We start from the raw sequence: 531 nt of genomic DNA on the forward strand, positions 1-531 counted from the left end.
CACAGGCCTCACTGGCCCGAAACAAACGTGGGAGCGAGCGCAGCTCGCGATGCGCCGCGCGGGCGGCGCTCGATCTCACAGGCGCTGACAATATTGTGACAATCACCTTGCAGCCTCGATGCCGTCCCTGCGCCTGCAGCACCCGCAAATAATGCATCGCAGCCTGTCAATTCGTGACCGGCCGTTCCCGATCCGCCACGGATGTATTAAGGTGGCATGGTGCGCATATAACAGCAGCCCGAGCGATCGGGCACTAGCAAGACAATGAGGGTGTCATGAGCAACGAAAGCATTAATTGGGACAAGCTGGGTTTCGACTACATCAAGACCGACAAACGCTATCTGTCCGTATGGCGCAATGGCGAGTGGGACAAGGGCACCCTGACCGAAGACAACGTGCTGCACATCAGTGAAGGCTCCACCGCGCTGCACTATGGCCAGCAATGTTTCGAGGGCCTGAAGGCCTACCGCTGCAAGGATGGCTCCATCAACCTGTTCCGCCCGGACCAGAATGCCGCCCGCATGCAGCGCA

At 59.3% G+C, this 531-nt stretch carries 1 pseudogene; it reads left to right on the forward strand.

The features are described from left to right. Window positions 1–275: 275 nt before the first annotated feature. Window positions 276–531, forward strand: a pseudogene (locus GYA94_RS25630) (branched chain amino acid aminotransferase); the annotation flags it as partial.

This window comes from Pseudomonas juntendi, assembly GCF_009932375.1.
In the GTDB taxonomy this organism is placed as follows: Bacteria; Pseudomonadota; Gammaproteobacteria; order Pseudomonadales; family Pseudomonadaceae; genus Aquipseudomonas; species Aquipseudomonas juntendi.